At 42.2% G+C, this 14,880-nt stretch carries 13 protein-coding genes and 2 pseudogenes; 13 read left to right on the top strand and 2 right to left on the bottom strand.

Going from position 1 to position 14,880, the window contains the following annotated elements; translation table 11 throughout:
- The first annotated feature begins 88 nt into the window (after positions 1–88).
- The 6 genes from H8Z79_RS09205 to H8Z79_RS09180 all read left to right on the top strand — a co-directional run bounded on the left by H8Z79_RS09205 (position 89) and on the right by H8Z79_RS09180 (position 6,476).
- Positions 89–607: an RNA polymerase sigma factor gene (locus tag H8Z79_RS09205; RefSeq protein ID WP_015543233.1), complete on the top strand. Its 519-nt coding sequence runs from the start codon at positions 89–91 to the stop codon at positions 605–607.
- On the top strand, positions 607–2,079 hold the full coding sequence (locus H8Z79_RS09200) for a DUF4179 domain-containing protein (RefSeq protein WP_118039049.1): 1,473 nt from the start codon (positions 607–609) through the stop codon (positions 2,077–2,079). The genes H8Z79_RS09205 and H8Z79_RS09200 overlap by 1 nt, the downstream gene beginning before the upstream one ends.
- A 182-nt stretch (positions 2,080–2,261) precedes the next feature.
- Positions 2,262–3,056, top strand: coding sequence for a pyrroline-5-carboxylate reductase (gene proC, locus H8Z79_RS09195; protein WP_118039050.1), 795 nt, complete (start codon positions 2,262–2,264; stop codon positions 3,054–3,056).
- 274 nt (positions 3,057–3,330) lie between these two features.
- On the top strand, positions 3,331–4,224 hold the full coding sequence (locus H8Z79_RS09190; RefSeq protein WP_015543236.1) for a beta propeller repeat protein: 894 nt from the start codon (positions 3,331–3,333) through the stop codon (positions 4,222–4,224).
- Positions 4,225–4,334: 110 nt separating this feature from the next.
- A complete protein-coding gene (locus H8Z79_RS09185) occupies positions 4,335–4,724 on the top strand; it encodes a BlaI/MecI/CopY family transcriptional regulator (protein WP_118039051.1) in 390 nt (129 codons plus the stop codon).
- Between the two features lie 6 nt (positions 4,725–4,730).
- The gene (locus tag H8Z79_RS09180; RefSeq protein ID WP_118039052.1) at positions 4,731–6,476 is read left to right on the top strand and encodes a M56 family metallopeptidase; all 1,746 of its coding nucleotides are present in this window, start codon (positions 4,731–4,733) and stop codon (positions 6,474–6,476) included.
- Between the two features lie 40 nt (positions 6,477–6,516).
- Here H8Z79_RS09180 and H8Z79_RS09175 read toward each other — a convergent pair.
- Positions 6,517–6,852: pseudogene (locus H8Z79_RS09175) on the bottom strand (LysR family transcriptional regulator substrate-binding protein); the annotation flags it as partial.
- A gap of 68 nt (positions 6,853–6,920) precedes the next feature.
- On the opposite strand from H8Z79_RS09175, the pseudogene H8Z79_RS09170 reads away from it, so the two are divergent.
- The 4 genes and pseudogenes from H8Z79_RS09170 to H8Z79_RS09155 all read left to right on the top strand — a co-directional run.
- A pseudogene (locus H8Z79_RS09170) lies at positions 6,921–7,088 on the top strand (peptide ABC transporter ATP-binding protein); the annotation flags it as partial.
- Positions 7,089–7,155: 67 nt separating this feature from the next.
- Positions 7,156–7,611 carry a MarR family winged helix-turn-helix transcriptional regulator gene (locus tag H8Z79_RS09165; RefSeq protein WP_118039054.1) on the top strand — a complete coding sequence of 152 codons (456 nt, stop codon included), beginning with the start codon at positions 7,156–7,158 and terminating at the stop codon, positions 7,609–7,611.
- Complete coding sequence (locus H8Z79_RS09160; protein WP_118039055.1) at positions 7,608–8,906, top strand: cytidylate kinase family protein; 1,299 nt, start codon at positions 7,608–7,610, stop codon at positions 8,904–8,906. The genes H8Z79_RS09165 and H8Z79_RS09160 overlap by 4 nt, the downstream gene beginning before the upstream one ends.
- A 262-nt stretch (positions 8,907–9,168) precedes the next feature.
- Complete coding sequence (locus H8Z79_RS09155; RefSeq protein ID WP_072523449.1) at positions 9,169–9,852, top strand: DUF6198 family protein; 684 nt, start codon at positions 9,169–9,171, stop codon at positions 9,850–9,852.
- Between the two features lie 4 nt (positions 9,853–9,856).
- Here the strand turns inward: H8Z79_RS09155 and H8Z79_RS09150 are convergent, their stop codons facing one another.
- Complete coding sequence (locus tag H8Z79_RS09150) at positions 9,857–10,330, bottom strand: DUF1700 domain-containing protein (RefSeq protein ID WP_187002813.1); 474 nt, start codon at positions 10,328–10,330, stop codon at positions 9,857–9,859.
- Positions 10,331–10,558: 228 nt separating this feature from the next.
- Here H8Z79_RS09150 and H8Z79_RS09145 point away from each other — a divergent pair, with 228 nt between their 5' ends.
- The 3 genes from H8Z79_RS09145 to H8Z79_RS09135 all read left to right on the top strand — a co-directional run bounded on the left by H8Z79_RS09145 (position 10,559) and on the right by H8Z79_RS09135 (position 14,824).
- Positions 10,559–12,208 carry a response regulator gene (locus H8Z79_RS09145; RefSeq protein ID WP_118039057.1) on the top strand — a complete coding sequence of 550 codons (1,650 nt, stop codon included), beginning with the start codon at positions 10,559–10,561 and terminating at the stop codon, positions 12,206–12,208.
- The gene (locus H8Z79_RS09140) at positions 12,205–13,641 is read left to right on the top strand and encodes a sensor histidine kinase (RefSeq protein ID WP_118039058.1); all 1,437 of its coding nucleotides are present in this window, start codon (positions 12,205–12,207) and stop codon (positions 13,639–13,641) included. The genes H8Z79_RS09145 and H8Z79_RS09140 overlap by 4 nt, the downstream gene beginning before the upstream one ends.
- Positions 13,642–13,786: 145 nt before the next feature.
- Entirely contained in the window at positions 13,787–14,824 is a 1,038-nt protein-coding gene (locus tag H8Z79_RS09135) for an ABC transporter substrate-binding protein (protein ID WP_015543255.1), read from the top strand.
- Positions 14,825–14,880: the final 56 nt, after the last annotated feature.

Raw genomic sequence — 14,880 nt, 5'->3', positions numbered from 1 at the left:
TGCGCGTCTAATAAGTAGAAGCACATAAACAAAGCTTTTACACAACATTTCCTGATGACCGGTCAGATACAGGAGAATGGAGACTACGATGAATGAATTTTTGATACGAAAGGCGAAGAAAGGCGATAAAGATGCTTTCTGCCGGCTTATGGATGAGCAGGTGCAGAGCATGTACAAGGTCGCTTCTGCATATCTGAAAAATGATGAAGATGTTGCCGATGCGATACAGGATACTATTCTTTCCTGCTATGAAAATCTGAAAAGTTTGAAGCAGAACAGGTATTTTAAGACATGGATGATACGTATTCTGATCAATAAATGCAGAGATATTCTGCAGAGAAAAAAACAGATCACATATACGGATCAGATGCCGGAGATGCCCTTTTATGAAGAGGAGTATGCATCAAAGGAATGGGCACAGGTGCTGGAGCCACTGGATAATAAATATCGACTGGTTATTCTTCTGTATTATATGGAAGGATTTAATATCCGGGAGATCAGTGACATTCTGGATATGAAAGAAAGCACTGTAAAATCGCGGCTTCAGCGAGGAAGAAAACAGGTTGCAGAAATGTATCAGTATAAAGTCAGGGAGGGACGCGCTTAATGACGAATCTTAATAATAACGAAATGGATTTTCAGGAAAAACTTCAGAAAGATACAGAGATTCCGGTCATTGTACATGAACGGATCAATCAGGCATACCGCATGATTGAAAATGATACTGCCATGCAGAAAAAGGCTCCGAAAGACCCATATCACTGGATGAAAGTCGGAGGCAGAATTGCCGGTGGTGTGGCAGCAGCTTTGGCCGTTGGTTTTGTATTTTATGCGACAAATCCGGTCATGGCAAAAAATATTCCGGTTGTTGGTGGACTTTTTGACATCTTACAGGACAACGTAAGCTTCTTTGGCAATTTTGCAGATCATGCAACGACGCTGGAGACGATTGATGGGGCTGAGGCAGAAGGAACCGGAAATACTGCTTCCGACAGTGAGAAGGGAAATCAGACAGAAAGCAATACGGCAGGGAAAGAAGAAACTGCCCCAAATGCTACGGCAACAAAAGAAGATACCGCCTACACCAAAACCGCTGACGGTCTGACGATCACATGTTCCGAAGTATTTGCCAACAGCCAGGCAGTTTACATGACGATGCAGCTTAAAAGTGATACGCCATTTCCAGAGACGGAAACCATAGCAGAAAGCGGTACACCGGTTATTGACCTGGATATGACCGGTGGCGTTGATTTTAATGCAGATGCAGATCCGGTCATCGATGGTCAGGTGGAAGGGCAGTTCCTGGATGATAAAACTTATGCATGTATTTTCCGTTATGATCTTGCACAGGCGTCGAAAGATTATACGGAATATAATGAAAAGTATAACGAAATGACACAGCAGGTACTGGATGAGATGGGCGTGACACAGGATGATTTAAATGATGAAACGGATGAAGGATATGCGCTGCTGGAAGAATTTATCAATAAAGTATCTGAGCGTGGTGGAGAATATCAGAAATATATTAAAGATATTGAGATTCCGGATACCTTTAATCTGCATCTGGATATCACGAAGGTAAGAGGACTGGAAGCAGATTATGAATGGTCAGAAGATGACTATGAAAAATATGGAACAGATGCGGGCTACTACAAATATGAAGGTGACTGGAACTTTGATATTCCGGTTACAGTAGACGATTCTCAGACCGAGGTTCTGGAACTGAACGATACAAATGATGCAGGTATTGGCCTTAAATCTGTAATCCGTACACCATATGAGCTGACCGTAAATGAGCTTTATGAAGACGGCTCTGACAGTGATTGTTTTATGGTAGCGCTTGACGCGAACGGAAATAAACTTCCATATAATGATTCTGCCGGAAACTGCAATATTTTTGCAATCCAAGACAGAGACATTTCCACAGTTGATATCTACATTCTGGATTATACTCAATACATGGATGAACTGAAGGGACCGGATAATTACAACAATAACGAAAACAAACCGGAGGGACAGAGGTGGAGTGATCTGCTTGATCAGTACGCAAAATACCATAAAACGTTACACTTTAAATAAGCAGGACAATAACAATAGAGAATGTTCAAAATAAGAAGATAGTATTTTACTTTTTGTGTGAAAACAGGTATGATATAGATAAAATATTACTATAGAATTGTAAAGTGACGAAGAGGAGGCGCTGATAGTATTGTCAGTACCTGCATATGATCTGATGTTTTCACACAAGGAGGAAGATTATCATGAAAATTGGTTTTATCGGTTGTGGAAATATGGCGACTGCCATGTTAAAGGGAATTCTGAAAAGTGGTGAAGTAAAGAATGGAGATATGATCGCATCTGCAAAATCAGACAAAACCCGTGAAAAGATTGAGAAAGAACTGGGTATTCAGAAGGCAGACACAAATGCACAGGTTGTGGATTTTGCAGATGTTGTTTTTTTGGCAGTGAAACCGCAGTTTCTGGAAGAAGTGCTGGATGAAATCAAAGATAATGTAAAAGAAGGACAGATTTTTATTTCCATTGCACCGGGTAAAACTTTGCAGTGGCTCGGGGAACATCTGGGAGAAGGGACAAAAATCATCCGTACGATGCCGAACACTCCGGCGATGGTCGGCGAGGGCATGACAGCACTCTGCGTCAATGAACAGGTGACGGAAAAGGAAACACTTCTTGCAGTAACTCTCTGCAATACTTTCGGTAAAACAGAAGTGATCCCGGAACGTCTGATGGATGCAGTGGTTGGAGTTTCAGGAAGCTCCCCGGCATATGTATTTATGTTTCTTGAGGCGATGGCAGATGCTGCCGTGGCAGATGGAATGCCGCGTGCACAGGCGTATAAATTTGCTGCACAGGCCGTACTCGGAAGTGCAAAACTGATGCTGGAGACAGGCAAACATCCGGGCGAACTGAAAGATATGGTATGCTCACCGGCAGGAACGACGATTCAGGCAGTACGTGTTCTGGAAGAAAAGGGACTGCGCAGTGCTGTGTTCGAGGCACAGTTGGAGTGCGTAAAGAAGGCAAAAGGAATGTAATTTTTCTGAGAAAACAGAATAGCAGGTACGAGATTTTTCCACTGTAATAGAAAGCCGACAGTTACTTACTGTGAACGGGGAATATTACAGTGGATTTTTTTTATAGTAAATTACTCCGTAATGTTCCAATAAAGTCGAGGAGGTGGCAGTGGTACAGCTAGCACCCTAAAATTCTACAATTGTAGAAAAAAGAATTGACAGAAATGTTCTACAGATGTAGAATGAAAATAACTTCTACAAAAGTAGAAAATAAAAATCAAAGGGGGAATCTATTATGAAGATGAAATCTGCAAAATTAATGACACTGATGACAGCTGTGGCGCTGGGCATTTTTTCCGGTGGAAATGTTATGGCCGCCGGGAATGGTGATTTTTATATGCAGCCACCGGCAGATTCCGGATGGCAGAAGGCGAATACGGAAGGGGCTTATGCAAGTTACACAAATGGCAGTGATTATATAATTGTCTATAAATATTCGGTGGATGATGATAAGGTGGAAATTGCCAGATGTGATGATACATATGAGGCATGTTATCAGACGATTTATTCTGAGGGAAAAAGCTTGTATATGGCGGTTGGATATGCAAAAGATGCAGATGATATCAGTGAAGTAAGAAAACTGATAGAGGACATTTCCTATCCGGGAAATCCGTCTTCTGCAAGGCAGGAAAGTGATGCAGTTACTTATGATTCTACATCCAAGAATGCATCTGACAGCCAGAGTGTGGGAGCGGCCTCCTCTTCTTCAGATGCAGACGGAAGTGACTCGGATGGGGAAAGTTCTTCAGAAGAAAATGCAGATGTTCTTTCTACAGCTACTCTGACGTTATTTGACAGCAATGGAAACAGTGTTTCTGTAGACAGAATCATTTATAAAAACTATGACAGTGAATATATCGGTGATGATGGAACAGTCTACACGACCGACGATGAGATTTATTTTACAGACCAAAACGGTAAGACCTGGCAGGCATTGAATGATGATACACATTATATGGGAGCAGAGCTTGAACAGCACACCCTTACAGATGCAGACGGCAACAGCGTGACAGTTACACAGACTACAAATGGAGATTACTATTTCCGTGATGATAATGGGACAGGATTTACTGATAACGGTGACGGAACATGGAGTGATGAGAATGGAAACAATTATACAGAAAACTGATAAGTGAGTTGTCTCGTTTTGAAAAGGAAACAGTTGTAATTGGTTGCGGATATGATACAATTAAAATGATCCTACATTTGTAGAAATTAGTGACAGAGGGAGGCGAAAAAGTGAAAAAAGCATATCAGAGGCTTCCGGAATCAGAACTTGATATTATGCTTGTTCTGTGGAATGGCACTCCGCCGATGACGCGACCGGAGATCGAAAAAGTAATCAATACCAGGAAAAATCTTGCACCAACAACAATCCTGTCATTGTTGACCAGACTGGAAGCCAAAAATTTTGTAGAAGTGACCAAGCAGGGAAAAATGAATCTATATACGCCGTTGATTTCACAGACAGATTATCAGGCACATGAGAGCCAGAGCGTTCTTGAGAAACTCTATGGAAATTCACTGAAAAAATTTGTAACATCCCTTTATCAGGGGAAAAAAATCAGTTCGGAAGAAATTCATGAGCTCAGCGATTTTCTTAAGGAGATGGAAGACAGGGAGGAATAGTGGATTGTGGAAGTATTTGTTTTGCATATTCTGAAATTAAATATTATTGCGGCAATTGTGATTTTACTTGTGAAATTGCTTGCGCGTCCACTTAAAAATAAAGTATCAGCCAGGTGGAAATATTTTATATGGATGTTTGTCGTGCTCAGCCTTCTGATTCCGATACGTTTGCCGGCTACAGTTTCAATTGTGGATTTTAAAGTGAAGCAGTCTGTCACGGAAAGCGGTGGTCAGAGGAAAGTGCAGACTACAGAGTTCTCTGATACTGCACAGCCTGTGAATGAAAATATACAGAATCTCGCAGGAGTTTCCATTCAGAAGCCATCGGCTATTCATGAGAATGGTAAATGGGCGGGAATTGCAGCAGGTATTTTTCTTGCAGTCTGGCTGACTGTGGCAATCCTGAAAATGGCGGGAGAATTTGTGGCGTACTATCTGTCAGTGAAAAATCTGGAGAGAATGAGTCTTCCGGTCAGTGATCCGGTAAGCATTCAGATATACAGAAAGGCATGCAGAAACAGACATATTCGAAAAGCTCCGGAGCTGAGGCAGAATGCAGGACTTACGACACCGCTTCTGGCCGGACTTTTTTGTACAAGACTGTATCTTCCGGCAACCGGTTATTCGGCAGAAGAACGAAAACTTGTATTCTATCATGAACTGACACATTATTATCACAAAGACCTCTGGTATAAGATGCTTCTTCGAATCGGTGCTTCTGTGTACTGGTTTAATCCATTTCTTCTTCTGATGTTGAAGGAGGCAGATGAAGATATTGAGAATCTGTGTGATACGGCAGTCATACACAGCGTGAACAGGAAGGAATGCAGTATGTACAGACAGTTGCTTCTTCGAACTGTTGCGATGGATAATCAGGTTCCGTATGTAACAGCGAGCCTGAATGACAGCGGAATGGTATTCAGGGACAGAATTATGTATATGATAAATATACGAAAGCTTCGAAGAGGAATCCTTCCGGGAATTCTGATGGCGGCGCTTTTAGCAGGTGGTAATCTGGCGTTTAATATTTCGTCAGAACTAACGGAAGGTGCAGTGTCTGCCGGTACGGAAAGAACCGGTCAGGCAGAGGGGAATGAGATTCGTAATGAGAATCCGATGCAGCAGCCAGAGAAGACTTCTGAACTGGTAGATATGCAGGAAATCACGGAAACACAGAGCGGGCAGGATGATACAGAAGTAACGGCTACAGAGAATATGTCACAAAATGTGGAAAAACCCACAGAAAAAAATGCTACGGAAATGTCATCTGTATCTGACGGGGAAAACAATGCGCAGGCAACGGAAAATACAACCTCTGAAAATGATTATCCTACCGATGGTGATGGCTATTATTATGAGCAGCTGCCGGACGGAGTGCCATACACCAGTGGATTCAGTGGTTCTTCCGGAGTTGCATCAATCGTGGCAGCTGGCGAAGGTGATACCGAATCCAGAGTTCTTTACGATAACGGAAACGGAACTTATTCTGATGATAATGGCTTCCGTTACAGTTATCAGGGAAATGGTACCTGGGCAGACGCCAATGGAAATTCCTATAGTACATGGAATGATGAGAATTATAATTCCGGAATCGAACTGGAGCAGCGTGAGCTTCAGGGCGTCAATGGAACGGTGGATATAAAAGAGACTACAAACGGTGATTATTATTATCGTGATTCAAACGGTGTAGGCTATACCGACAATGGTGATGGTACCTGGACTGATGAGAATGGAAATACCTATACGGAATAGAAATATCCCGAGTGAGTCACACGTTGACTGATATTAGAATTTAAAAAGTATTTATATGCTCCTGAATTGCAGCGATAAACTGCTGCGCGGCAGGAGAGAGACCGGCATAGGAACGGATACCGATACCAAGTTCTCTGGAAAAATTGGGTTCCAGAGGCAATGCCTGAATCTGGGCACGTGCATTTCCGATAACAAGGTTTGGAAGCATGCTGATTCCGAGATTATTGGCAACCATAGAGATCACCACATGATCATCCATGGAGGAAAAACGGATATCCGGTTCGATGCCGGTTTCTTTCAGTACCTGATGGATGCCATAATCGATACCTTCCGCGGAAATAACGAAAGGCTGATTGGCCATTTCTGTGATTGGGAAAGCTTTTTTGTTAGGGCAAGGCCCTGTTTTACATTGTGAAGTTTTTCGTTGATCCGAAAAACGGAACTTTAAATGTTATGAAAGATCTGGCAAAAGAGGGTATGACAATGATCGTAGTCACTCATGAGATGGGATTTGCCCGTGATGTGGCGGACCGGGTTATTTTTATGGCAGACGGATATGTGGTGGAAGAGGGAAAACCTTCGGAAATGAATACATTTGACATTTTTATATAAAATAGTTATAATTCTAACGTTTGGAATTATAACTATTTTATTTTGCCCGAAAGGAAGGGAAAATGACATGGATACATCATTACATTATCTGACAATGGCAAATCAGATGCTGATCCAGAAGCGATTGCTGGAGCGTGTGAAAGCTTCGGGGCTTACGCTTGGACAGCCCAAAGTGCTGGATTATCTGAAAGATCATGACGGTGCCAGCCAGAAGGAAATCGCAGCCGGATGTTTAATAGAAGCCGGATCACTGACCTCAATCCTGAATCGTATGGAAGAAAAAAATCTGATTGAACGCCGGATGCTTAATGGCAACAGGAGAACCTTTCATATTTTTATGACTGAATCTGGAAAAAAAAGCCAGAAACTGGTTGAGGAAGTTTTCAGGGAAATTGAAACGACTGCCTGGAAAGATATTTCGCCGGAAGAAGCAGAAGCTTTTATGGCGGTTTATCATAAAATTTATAAGAACCTGTCTGAGGCAGGCTGTGAACATACAGGGAAAGAGGGAAGTAACAAATGAACAAACTAAAAAGATATGTGATTTTTCTGATCGGGCTTTTTGTGAACTCGCTCGGTGTCAGCCTGATCACGAAAGCAAGTCTTGGAACATCGCCAATTTCATCGATTCCATATGTACTGAGTCTCAGCTTTCCGTTTACACTTGGAAACTTTACAATATTTTTCAGTATATTTCTGATCTTGCTGCAGCTTTTGATCCTGCGCAAAAACTTCAAGCTGGAACACGTATTACAGATTCCGGTTTCCATCATCTTCGGATATTTTATTGATCTGACGATGCTTCTGTTTGCATGGGTAAATCCACAGGTATATATCATGAAGATTATTTATCTGCTGATCGGATGTCTGATCCTTGGTTTTGGTGTATATATGGAAGTGCTGGCGGATGTTGTCATGCTGCCGGGCGAATCTTTTGTCCGTGCAATTGTTCTGACATGGAAGACAAACTTCGGAACGACAAAAATCTGTTTTGATGTGTCAATGTCAGTGATCGCAGCAATCCTTTCATTTGTATTTACCGGACGTCTTAACGGAGTGCGTGAAGGTACGATCATTGCGGCACTTTTGGTTGGATTCATCGCGAGGGTGGCAGGTAAAAAACTCGCGTTTGTAAAACCGATGCTGTTCCCGGAAGAATATGCCGGAGAGAATGCAGAAAGTACAGACAAAGTGCAGGCTGACAGCAAATCAGTGCATGCTGCACAGCGTAATGTAATTCTGATCGGCAGACAGTTCGGAAGTGGTGGACACGACATTGGAAAAGCACTTGCAGAAAAACTCGGATATGCTTTTTATGATCAGGAAATTATTGAGATGACTGCCGGAACAACAGGGTATACACCGGAATTTATTCAGAAGAATGAAGAAATGATGACAAGCAGTTTCCTGTATGATCTTGTGAATCAGATGTATATGTATGCGCAGGCAGACGAGGAAGCACCGAAGGATAAAATCTACGAGGCAGAATCTAAAGTTGTAAAAGAACTGGCAGAAAAAGGAAACTGTGTGATCGTAGGCCGCTGCTCGGATTATGTGCTGCGGGATAACCGTAACTGTCTGAGAGTCTTTTTCTCTGCTCCAATGGAAAACAGAATGAAACGTGTTATGGAACGTCGGCATCTCTCTGAAAAAGATGCAAGACAGAAAATCCAGAAGGAAGATAAATGGCGCGCAGATAATTATCGTTATTATACGGGACGTATCTGGGGCGCTGCAGGGAACTTTGATCTGACAGTGAATACAGCGCTTGGAGAGGATTACATTGAGATGTGTATCCGTGAGGCGATGAAACGATAAGATAAATACAAAAACAACAAAATAAAGATATAAAAACCGACAGGTATTCGCTACAATAAAAGCAGAAAATACAGGTCGGTTTTTATATTATATAAGGCAGGATAAGATACCTGTCAGACAGAGAAAGGCAACAGAAATGGTAAGAATCAGTGATATTATACGTGCAGAATTAGATAAAAAAATTTTTCCTCTTTAAAAACAGATGCCAGGGTGCTAAGATAGGCAGGGCGAAAATCAATTATTACGGAGGAAATATAAATTGATAGAAAAAAACGAGACACAAAAGAAAAAAGATCTGCCGGTGCTGCGGGGTGAACTGGCATTGCTGGTGGTTGTACTGATCAACAGTCTGGGCGTTGTGCTGATGCTGTATTCCGGATCCGGAATTTCTGCAATCTCCAGCGTACCATATGCATTCTCAGAAGTATTTACGAAGGTTTCCCTCGGCACCTGGACCTATATTTTCCAGGGACTGCTGGTATTATCCCTGATGATTATGCGAAAGAAATTTGTCGCACCGTATCTTTTCAGTTTTGTTGTTGGATTTGCATTCAGCGAAATGCTCGATGTACATGAGATGTGGATTAATGTGCTGCCGACAGCAATCGGATACCGGGTCATTTATTTCATTATCAGTTATCTGCTTCTCTGCATCGGAATCGCACTTTCCAACCGCTGCGGCCTGCCGATCATTCCGACAGACCTGTTCCCGAGAGAGCTGGCAGATATCACGAAAGTACAATACTCCAGAATCAAGATAGGATATGATGTTACCTGTCTTACAGTAACTGCACTGATGACCTTAAGTATCCTCGGACATCTGGACGGACTCGGAATCGGTACGATCCTTGCCGCATTTACCATGGGAAAAGTAATCGGAATGATTGGTGACAAAATGGATCAGCATGTAAGATTCGTATCCTTTATGACAAAGAAAACAGCATAAAAAGCTATTGTTTACGAAACTGCGAAACGATGTACATAATTACACCGGCAACGATCACAACCGGGATCAGGATACCGAGAATCGTAACCAGCAGAAGTAATACGACAGCAGCAATCAAAATGACAGCAACTTTACCGTACCATGTGGAAAGATCCAGCTTAAAGCTGTGCTTCTTAACATGCCCCCGGGCGGAATCGGAGCTGTCATATTTGTTATAATCGGAATCTGCTTCATTGTATATAGCAGAATATGTGCTTCCGTTCTGCGGATTGCCGGCACCGACTTCTGTATCAAGAAGCGTCCGGGCAATCAGGCGGGGATCTCCGAGATCATTTAAAATATCGGTTTCGGTACGGCCTTTTTGCTGTTCGTCTTCGATATAATTGCGATAATACTGCACATGAGCAGCAACACTTCCTTCCGGTATCTGACCGGAAAGCTGATTATATAAAATATCAAGAAATTCTTTTTTACTCATCATTTATCTCCATATGAAACAAATTTATATCAGGATTTACACCCATTTTTCAGATTGGCAATATCATACCACACATATCCACATCGGCAAAGAGATTGAAGTATTAAATTTTTCTAAAAACAGTACTGCAAAATTGCGACAAAAAAGGAACTTGTCTGACAAAAAAGGAACTGGTATAGTATATAGCAGAGACTCTATATAATGAAAAGCAATAAGAGGGGTGGAGCAATGTTAAAGATTTTTCTGGCAGAAGATGAGGTCATTGTAAGAGAGACCATTAAACGTATGATTCCGTGGGAAGAACTTGGCTTTGAACTTGTGGGAGAAGCTGCGGATGGAGAGATGGCACTTCCATTATTGATCAGGCAGAAACCGGATCTTCTGATTACCGATATAAAAATGCCGTTTATGGATGGATTGACGCTTGCAAAGCTGGCAAAGAAAGAACTTCCAGAACTTAAAATTGTTATTCTTAGCGGATATGATGATTTTAATTATGCAAAACAGGCAATCAACATCGGAGTTGAGGATTATCTTCTGAAACCGATCACAAAAAATGCATTGATCGAGCGGCTTTCTGAAATACGAAGCCGTTATGAACACGAAAAGACACAGAAAGAATACTATGAGAAATTCCAGAGAGAAATGCAGGCTTATGAGAAGAACAGCAGCCGGGATTTTTTTGAAGCACTGGTACGTGGCTCCATGGATATGATGGAGGTATATAAAAAAGCTGAGAAACTGGGAGTGGATATTGTAGCAGAGGCATATAATATCCTGATTTTTACGATGAATTCCGAGGAGGATTTTTCAGGTCAGAAGGAAGGCTATTCCGAGTGGGAGGCAGAGACACTGGAAATGCTGGAAGAATTTTTTTCAGGGCATCCGTCAGCAATGCTTTTTAGAAGTAATATTTTTTCCTACGGTGTCCTGCTTAAAGGACAGAAAGAAAGCATAAAAGAAATTACAAAAGAATGCGTGGGAAAAATTCAGGGAATCCTGAATCGGAAAGAAAGCAAAAGAGAATGGTTCCTTGCAGTGGGACAGCCTGTTGAACGACTGAGCCAGATAAAGAAAAGTTATCACACAGCATCCAGAGCTTTTTCACAGAGATATCTGTATGGTGAAAATATTCTTTACTATGATGAGATGGAAATGATGGAGCATCGCAGTGGTCAGGCAGATACAAATGATAATGCCTATCTGAAAAAAGTGGATGTTAATGCACTGAATCCGGCTATTTTGCAGAAGTTTTTAAGCAATGGTATTCAGGAAGAAATCGAAAACTTTGTAAAGGACTATTTCTATGCAATCGGGCAGGAACCGATGGAATCACTTGTATTCAGAAATTATGTGATTCTGAATGTACGTTTTTCGGTGATTACTTTTCTGAAAGGTCTGGGTTGCGATACAGAAGGAATGGAACCGGAAAATACAGAGGAAATCCTTGTGGAGAGCGGAAAAAATATAGAAAATGCCATTGCATACGCGGAAAAAATGATTTCTCGGGCGATCACGATCCGGGATCAGAATTCCGGAAATAAGAATCGAAGCATTTTGAAGACAGCAGTGGATTTTATTGATGAACATTACATGGATGAAGATATTTCACTCAATACAGCTGCAAATGTTGCGAATGTGAGTTCCAATCATTTCAGTGCACTGTTTAGTCAGAATATGGGGCAGACTTTTATTGAATATCTAACTTCATTGCGTATGAATAAGGCAAAAGAACTTCTTCGATGTACCGGTATGCGGTCCAGTGAGATTGCGGGAGAAATCGGCTATAAAGATGCACATTATTTCAGTTATCTGTTCAAAAAGACACAGGGCATGACGCCGAGCGATTACCGTAAAGTACGGGAGGATAAAGCATGAGAGGCGTAGTTCCCAAAGTAAAAAAGCAGATGGGGCTTGAGAAAAAAATGAACCGTTTGCTTTTTAGTACGATGATTCCAATGGCGTGCCTGCTGGCTATTTTGCTTCTGATCTTCTGGCAGTATGCCGGACAGTATAATAAACTGTCAGAGAATCTGGCTGTCAGCAGTAAATTTAATCTGAGCTTTAAGGATGAGCTGGATCTGGAAATGTATTATCTGGCAATCGGTTCAAAGGAAGCCAGTGAACTGGATGATGTACTGGGACAGGTAGAAGATGCTCAGAATATCATGGAGAAGCTGCGTCAGAATACATATCATGCCAGTGGGGTGAAGTGTCTGAACAGTCTGGATGCTTATCTGGATAATCTGAAGAAACGAATGGTCCAGCTGATGGAGATCAAAGAGTATGACAGGCGAATGGAATTTATGGACAGCAACATTCGTATTATTACAGGTCTGATCATGCAGGAGATGCAGAACTATATTTATAATGAGTCCATGTACCTGGTACAGGTGGAAACAAGTCTGACGCATAGAGTCAAAATCCTGATCTCAGGAATGGCAGTGTTACTGCTTGCAACGCTTGGAATCCTGATGCGCAGATCGTTCCGCCTGACAGGAGGAGTCATCCGTCCAGTGACGGAGATGCTGGATAAGGTAAAGAAAGTCGGTCGCGGAAATTTTGATGTTCTTCCGGTAAGTGCAGAGATTGTGGAGATTGAGGAACTGGATCAGGGAATCAATAAGATGGCACACCGGATCAGCGGACTTTTGGAGAATGTCCGGCAGGAGAAGGAAATGCAGCATCTGACAGAACTGCAGCTGATTCAGGCGCAGGTGAATCCGCATTTCTTATATAATACACTGGATACGATCGTCTGGCTGATCGAAGGTGGTATGACGGAAGATGCGGTGGAGATGATCTCCAGTCTTTCGATTTTCTTCCGAACATCACTTTCCAAGGGAAATGATATCATTCCTCTTTCAGAAGAGAAACGGCATACGTTGAGTTATCTGGAGATTCAGCAGTTCCGCTACAGAGATATCCTGGAATTTGAGTTATCCATTCCACAGGAGCTTGATGGGGTACAGGTGCCGAAACTTTCCATTCAGCCGCTTGCGGAGAATGCTCTTTATCATGGAATCAAGAACCGGCGTGGCAAAGGCAAGATTACGATCACCGGAAGGGAAGAAGAGGATGCAATCGTTCTTACTGTCAACGATAACGGTCAGGGAATGTCACAGGAGAGGCTTCATGAAGTGCAGGAAGCGATACGCACAGGAGAACGGGCCGGATTTGGGCTTGCAGCAGTAGCGGAACGAATTGCTTTGTACTATGGACCGGGGTATGGAATGACGATTTCATCTGAAGAAGGTGTTGGAACTACCGTGGAGATCCGTCTTGGAAAAAATATTCAACCGAAATCGTAAAAAATCCAACTTGTTAAAATTAAGACAGATAAAAGAATAAAAGTATGAACTTTTTTCCGAAAATAATCCATGGAGTTTTCGTAACAAATTGCTATAATAAAATCATCTTAAAAAACACGAACAAATGTAAAGGGAGGATTACAAAATGAAGAAAAAAATGGTGACAGCACTCTTGGCAGTATCAATGCTCGCAGGACTTTCCGCAGTGAACGTAATGGCAGCGGATGACGACACAATTACAGTTGGTTTCTCACAGGTAGGAGCAGAATCTGACTGGCGTACTGCAAACACAGAGTCTATGAAATCCACTTTCTCAGAGGAAAACGGATATGAACTGATCTTTGATGATGCACAGCAGAAACAGGAAAATCAGCTTACAGCAATCCGTAACTTCATTCAGCAGGAAGTTGACTATATTGTACTTGCACCTGTAACCGAGACCGGTTGGGACACTGTTCTTCAGGAAGCAAAAGATGCAGGAATCCCGGTAATCATCGTTGACCGTATGGTAGATGTATCTGACGACAGCCTTTATACCGCATGGGTAGGCTCCAACTTCAAACTTGAAGGTCAGAAAGCAATGGCATGGCTGGATGCATATCTGGAAGCAAAAGGCCGCGGCGATGAAGAAATCAACCTTGTTGATATTCAGGGAACTATCGGAGCATCTGCTCAGATTGGACGTACAGAAGGATTTGATGAAGCTGTAGAAGCTCATGACAATTGGACAACACTTGCTCAGCAGTCCGGTGAATTTACACAGGCTAAAGGTCAGGAAGTTATGGAGTCCATCCTGAAACAGAGCGGCGATGACATCGATGTTGTATACTGCGAGAATGATAACGAAGCATTCGGTGCAATCGATGCAATCAAAGCAGCAGGATACGAAGTTGGAGGCGAAGAAGGACAGATCCTTGTAATGTCCTTTGATACAACAAACGCAGGACTTACTCAGACACTTTCCGGCGAGATTACATGTGATACAGAGTGTAACCCACTTCACGGACCACGTGTAGAAGAAATTATCCAGAAACTGGAAGCCGGCGAAGATGTTGACAAACAGGCATATGTAGATGAAGTTGCATTTGCAGCTGACGATACTGTAACAAAAGTTACAATCGATGGAACAGATTATGACATCACACCGATCACTCAGGAAATTATCGACGGACGTGCATACTAATCTTGAATAACTTGAAAATAAACTGAAGCGTAGTTATAAGAAATGAGCCCGGGGCG

Origin of the sequence: Blautia intestinalis, from assembly GCF_014297355.1 — a bacterium.
In the GTDB taxonomy this organism is placed as follows: Bacteria; Bacillota; Clostridia; order Lachnospirales; family Lachnospiraceae; genus Blautia_A; species Blautia_A intestinalis.
The sequence above is the reverse complement of the archived record's forward strand: the minus strand, read 5'-3'. Positions and strand labels throughout refer to the sequence as shown.

Excerpts from the sequence above, each read along its gene's own strand:
- H8Z79_RS09140 (WP_118039058.1), top strand. The coding sequence starts at position 12,205 with ATGAGAGGCGTAGTTCCCAAAGTAAAAAAGCAGATGGGGCTTGAGAAA.
- H8Z79_RS09190 (WP_015543236.1), top strand. The coding sequence starts at position 3,331 with ATGAAGATGAAATCTGCAAAATTAATGACACTGATGACAGCTGTGGCG.
- H8Z79_RS09200 (WP_118039049.1), top strand. The coding sequence starts at position 607 with ATGACGAATCTTAATAATAACGAAATGGATTTTCAGGAAAAACTTCAG.
- H8Z79_RS09135 (WP_015543255.1), top strand. The coding sequence starts at position 13,787 with ATGAAGAAAAAAATGGTGACAGCACTCTTGGCAGTATCAATGCTCGCA.
- H8Z79_RS09145 (WP_118039057.1), top strand. The coding sequence starts at position 10,559 with ATGTTAAAGATTTTTCTGGCAGAAGATGAGGTCATTGTAAGAGAGACC.
- proC (WP_118039050.1), top strand. The coding sequence starts at position 2,262 with ATGAAAATTGGTTTTATCGGTTGTGGAAATATGGCGACTGCCATGTTA.
- H8Z79_RS09205 (WP_015543233.1), top strand. The coding sequence starts at position 89 with ATGAATGAATTTTTGATACGAAAGGCGAAGAAAGGCGATAAAGATGCT.
- H8Z79_RS09165 (WP_118039054.1), top strand. The coding sequence starts at position 7,156 with ATGGATACATCATTACATTATCTGACAATGGCAAATCAGATGCTGATC.
- H8Z79_RS09150 (WP_187002813.1), bottom strand. The coding sequence starts at position 10,330 with ATGAGTAAAAAAGAATTTCTTGATATTTTATATAATCAGCTTTCCGGT.
- H8Z79_RS09160 (WP_118039055.1), top strand. The coding sequence starts at position 7,608 with ATGAACAAACTAAAAAGATATGTGATTTTTCTGATCGGGCTTTTTGTG.